5 protein-coding genes are annotated in these 4992 nt (G+C 55.3%); 2 read left to right on the plus strand and 3 right to left on the minus strand.

Annotation, left to right across the window (positions count from 1 at the left end; translation table 11 throughout):
* On the plus strand, positions 1 to 249 hold a 249-nt coding region (locus F8N36_RS14420), incomplete at its 5' end, for a hypothetical protein (RefSeq protein ID WP_291333568.1).
* Between the two features lie 267 nt (positions 250 to 516).
* Here the strand turns inward: F8N36_RS14420 and F8N36_RS14425 are convergent.
* Positions 517 to 2751, minus strand: a complete 2235-nt coding sequence (locus F8N36_RS14425; RefSeq protein WP_291333570.1) for a hypothetical protein — start codon at positions 2749 to 2751, stop codon at positions 517 to 519.
* On the minus strand, positions 2738 to 3940 hold the full coding sequence (locus tag F8N36_RS14430) for a DUF3142 domain-containing protein (RefSeq protein ID WP_291333571.1): 1203 nt from the start codon (positions 3938 to 3940) through the stop codon (positions 2738 to 2740). The genes F8N36_RS14425 and F8N36_RS14430 overlap by 14 nt, the downstream gene beginning before the upstream one ends.
* Positions 3941 to 4178: 238 nt before the next feature.
* Between F8N36_RS14430 and F8N36_RS14435 the strand changes: the two genes are divergently transcribed.
* Complete coding sequence (locus F8N36_RS14435; RefSeq protein WP_291333573.1) at positions 4179 to 4382, plus strand: hypothetical protein; 204 nt, start codon at positions 4179 to 4181, stop codon at positions 4380 to 4382.
* Between the two features lie 44 nt (positions 4383 to 4426).
* Here F8N36_RS14435 and F8N36_RS14440 read toward each other — a convergent pair whose 3' ends face one another.
* Complete coding sequence (locus tag F8N36_RS14440) at positions 4427 to 4963, minus strand: hypothetical protein (RefSeq protein ID WP_291333574.1); 537 nt, start codon at positions 4961 to 4963, stop codon at positions 4427 to 4429.
* Positions 4964 to 4992 lie beyond the last annotated feature (29 nt).

The raw sequence follows: 4992 nt of genomic DNA on the forward strand, positions 1-4992 counted from the left end.
CGCCGTCCTGGCAGCCTGATGAGCACGCAACGCAACAAGATCCACAGTGTCACGCCCATCGCGCGCGTCGCCATCGACCTGGGCGTCGACGAAGACTGGCTCTGGGACAATCCCGCAAACCAATCAGGAATAGCCCTCCGGCGGTCTACGCCGGATGGGTACCTTTATCCGCTGGACGAGTTGGACCGATGGGCCGCGAATATCCTTACGCCACTGCGGCATTCTACTTCTGACGGCACGGATCATTGATGGCGAGGACGCCTACCAAACCGAGTTCAACAATTCATCCCTCAAGCTGGGCAGAAATAGCTTGATATTTCAACCATATAACCGAAAATTCAGGAAGATCTTGGCTATCACAGATCCCTATATCACGCGCACGCGCATGTTTTGGGATCCGGCAACGTCAGATCCCTAAATATAATAACAGGGATGCAACTGACCCGCTGTTGAGTTGCGTGAGGAAGCATTAGCCGAGCCGCCTATCTTCCCGCCCGAGGTTACGCAAGACAGAGTTCATTCCTCACTCCTACCCCATGCAGAGGCTCGCCTATGTTTATGCCTGCGCTTCTGCCAGATAAGCCAGCCTAGTAAGACACCGACAACGAGGATCGCGCCGAAAAAGGCCCAACGCTGCACGCTGATGAAATGGCGAACCTGGCCAACGAATTGCCTCCGAAGGGCTTTCGGGGCGGCATCAAAATCCGGATCAGGACATTTCCATCCGAAGTGGGTAGCCCAGGGTACGATTGCGCCCTGCTTCACATAGCGCTGGTAGAGTTCGCGGGCCCTGTCGTTTTCGCGCGTCTGCAGCATCCATTCCGTTGCTTTGCACAAGACGGCAGCAAATGCCTGGGATCGGGGTGGCAGGAGTTCCGATGAACGCTGTGCGAGATCGGCCGCAATGTAACGATAGTGATATCTCTCGTCGGGCTCGATTTTTGTGCGGGCAAAGCGTTGCTTTTCACCGTCGGTAACGAACGGACTGTCAATCTGTTCTTCTTCCTGCGGCCACGCGCCGCCAGCCCATGATCCGCCCCACAAGAAATAATCGGGCCCTTCCTCACTCCCCATCATTTCCATACCGGCGTCCCGTGCCAACGCAGCAGCGTGATACCACGCCTCAGCTCGCCCTATTGAAAACCATCGATCTGAGGCCGCCTTCAAGGAACTGGCGTAATCCATGGCGTGTTGACGGGTTTCAGGGCTCTGGAAATAGGGGAAAGCATCCTGGTGCCGCCCTTCGCGCATCAGACGGCGGGCTAACAAATCGCGTAAATTTCCTACGCCCCAAGGCTTTGAACCATCGCCATTTGTCGGCGGTACCTTTGCATCGACAAATTTTTTCAGCTCGTCAACAGTTAAGACCCGCTCGGCCACATAGGCAGTATCCCGCCAATACGTATTGCCTGCCGCAAAAAGGTACTCCAACGCCACTGCATATTCGCCGCGAGCGAGAGCGAGGACGCCGTCCTCACCTACCAGCAACGAGCGGTTGGCCTCGTCCAAAGGATTTTCTTTGTCTGCCGTGGGAAATGCCTTTACCGCATCGGCGTAATAGCCGGTCGCCGCGTTAATGTCGCCATTCCGCACAGCGAGTTTTGCATTCAGCCACGAAGCGAGCGGGCCTCGTGTCTTTTCCAACAGACGTTTCGTCAGATCGAATTCTTCCTCACGGTAGGCCAGAGCAGCTAACCATTGCGCATCGGCCAACCAGCCTTCTCCGTGACGCTCACCCTCTTCGGCCAGCGTCTCAATCACGTCCTTCGTGGTGAAGTCAGGACCCACGGACGCCGCATCGTCCGTGTTGTCTGTCGCCTGGTCGTTCGGATCGGGGACATCGTTGTAGAAGCGCGCCAAAATAAAGGCCACCACAATGCGCTGCGCATTGGGAACCTGAGCGGCTGCAACCAAGGTGCTTCGGTTCTGGATGATATTTTGGGCGACGATACGCAGTGAAGCAAAACCGCTATTGGATTTTCTCACAACCTGTTCTGCGTAAAGGGTGATCGCAGCGTCAATTTCCTTCGCATACTCGGCGGCAGCTTCGTCAGGAACGAAGCCATTTTCGAGCAGCTTCTTGGCACGACGAAGATGGATCCTCGCTTCCTCTCCATAGCTGGCCACGGCCAAGCCCTCGGGATCCTTCATTCCCGCCCTGACTAGGTCGCGCGTTAGCGCAAAGGCCCTTTCGGCCTTGTCGGCGTCACCTTCCGCTGTAGCAATTTTGCCGAGCATGTAAGCGGCGTGGGTCGTGCGCAGTTGGCGCTTTTCTTCGGGCAAGTCCAAGACCGCTTGCCACCGTTGGGCAGCTAGCTCGATTTGTCCGCGCCGATAATCCACTGCGCCAGCGGAATAGAGGCGAACATCGGCTGGAAGTTTATCCTCTTCTGCGAGGATGGCGTTGCTGTCCCCGGCATCTTCGAGTGCGGAGAGGAGCATCGCTTGCTCCTTGCTGAGCCCGACGGCTATTCCATCCGCCAAAGCCTGCTTTACGGCATCCTTGCCGGTGTAGAACTTCTTCGTGCGCTCAGAAAAATGGTACTCTTGGCCCTCTTTGGGTTTCAGATCGTCCTTTGGAACGTTGATCAAGCGCCGGATCTCATAAGCGAATAAGTTCGCTGGTGGTGCCTTCAACGTATCGCCCCGGTTGTCGAGCAACTGGTTTGGAAGATCAATTGCACATGCCAACGCGACCGTTGCGCTTGCACTTAGCATGAACGCCGCAATCAGAGCCTTATGGCCGCGCATGAACATCCTCCCGCTTTAAGGCACACCTCGCCCAACCAACATCCATACGTTGATGTTCATGCAAGACTGCTTCCTGCGCTCGGACAAGCATGTGGCGCCCCTCCCGTAGTTCCATAGAGTAGCCGTGGATGCCATCGGCGAGCACACACTCGCCGGGGAGTTCAAGAATCCGGGGAAAACGAGCGTCAACGTCACCTGTATTGACCAGCGCTAGGGTCTTCACTCCTGGCGTATCGCTATCTTCGACCACCACGTCGAGTTGGCTCTCGACCGGCTTGTCGCGGATAACAGCTCTTAAAGTCGCCAGACTCCAAGACCTCCTGTCGGAAGTAATCGGTAGCCGGAACCACACAATGCCGGTGAGATGATTCGGCCGATGACGATCGAGTTCGCGAAGTAACAAAGAAACCTGACCTGGATCGACGGTCATCTCAGTGAAACTGGCCCCCCCGGCCAACAGCGGAACTTCACTTTCGACGGACAGGACGGTTCCTTCCTCATGCTGGGCTATTCGTACCCCGTATGCTGGAAGAGCTACGCGGAACGGTTTTTTTATACGCGCAGCCATATGTCTAATCCAGGTAGTTGCATCCTGACGGCTGAAAATTCCTTCCTGTGCCGCTTTTACTGCGTGCACTTGCAGCACGACCTCGTCCACCGGTTCAAAGAGTTCGTCCAGACCCGTCGAGGATAGCCAGGCCGGCAAAGCCGTAACGGAAAGACGCAAATTACTATCGATTTGCGCCCGTAGCCGCCTGAGGAAGCTCGCGTACTCCGGCAGGCGCGCAGTAGCGCTGTCATAGTCGATTTCCAGACCTGCGAAGAGGCCCACATTTGCCCGCCATTGGACGATGAACGAGTGGATTTCGGCCAATAGGCTGTCCTCGTCCCATCGAATGAGCTGGCCGTCGATGCGGACGACCATGATGACGGGCTTCCCGCTGCCGTTCAAAACGGTCCAGTCGGGTGAGGTCTGGCGCAAGTGACCGGACCCATCGGCATAGGCCCCCAGCAGCCGCCACTCCTGCATGATGTCGGCCGATTGATGGACCGCATCGGAAACGGCAGGCGTCCATTTGCGCTGCCAAATATACGCATCATGGCGCAGAGGCGCTGTAGGCTCGTTACAACCCGCCAGGATGGATATGAGCAGCAGACTGGCTAAAAAAGTGAACCGTCTTCGGAGCATTCAACCGCTCCGGCTCAGGTTGGAAGCATGCAGCCAAGGTGGAACGTCAGTCATAAACACCTGCTTGCTCCAGCCGTTCACGCCAAACCTGTTCTGCTAATGGCTGAAACGGCCATAAACAAGTGCAAGCCAAAAGTCCATAGCCGAAATCACGCCAAATCCGTCAGAAACTGCCCCTGTTTTATACACCGCGTGTAAAATAAAATTCATCTACCAATCTTAGTCAAGGGTACGGCACATGGACTACAAAGAGGCATTTGGATTTGAAGTTGCTCCTGGTAAGAAAAAGGCAAGACTTATAACGATATTGCCGGATCTTATTTCTTTGAGGGAGCAGGGAGCTAGTTATGAACAACTCAAACAATACGTCGAAAAAACCACAGGCATGCATATTTCAACAGACTGGGTCGAGAAAACGGTTCGTGCCATGAAGAAGAAGTGAGATTGAATGATTCCTTCATCTGGTAGGCGAGGGCCTCGACCGTACTAAGGTTTGTCCGTCTCTGGTAAAATCTCGGCCACAATAAGATTCTCGAGGTCGGGCTTGCTTCCCAATCTGAACACACGACCATTCCAGGCAAACTCATGCCAGCCCTGGGAACCGAGCGTGTAGTTTCCGCCAGCAGTGAGAGTGCGGAGCAGCGCACGTTCGACAGGATGCGCGAAAGCGCTTCGATCCGGAAAGTCCGGCACGTTTTCGCCTTCGATCGTCTTGTGACCGCCCGCCGGTGGCTGATCGGTGAGAGCGATGTAGAATGATCCTTCCCACGCGTTGGCAAAGCCCAGAATACGATCGAGAACCGCATTGGTACGCGCGTGCATGTCCCTCGGCTGGTACATGAATACGGTGAGGAACAGTTCGTTGGGGTCGTAATATCGCCAGGATGTCTGGCCGCCGATTTTGGAAAGGCGATATGTGGGAAAGAATCCGTCACACTGGTCAAAACATGACACATTGCGGCCGGATTTCCGGGCGAACTCTTCGACTCTTTGGCGCTGAGGTGGCGCCGGAAAATCGGACAAAGTGATAAGCTAATCCCGACCTGAGGTAA

The organism is Desulfovibrio sp. (assembly GCF_009712225.1).
In the GTDB taxonomy this organism is placed as follows: Bacteria; Desulfobacterota; Desulfovibrionia; order Desulfovibrionales; family Desulfovibrionaceae; genus Desulfovibrio.

Coding starts and splice junctions, on each gene's coding strand:
- F8N36_RS14435 (WP_291333573.1), top strand. CDS start 4,179: ATGGACTACAAAGAGGCATTTGGATTTGAAGTTGCTCCTGGTAAGAAA.
- F8N36_RS14425 (WP_291333570.1), bottom strand. CDS start 2,751: ATGCGCGGCCATAAGGCTCTGATTGCGGCGTTCATGCTAAGTGCAAGC.
- F8N36_RS14430 (WP_291333571.1), bottom strand. CDS start 3,940: ATGCTCCGAAGACGGTTCACTTTTTTAGCCAGTCTGCTGCTCATATCC.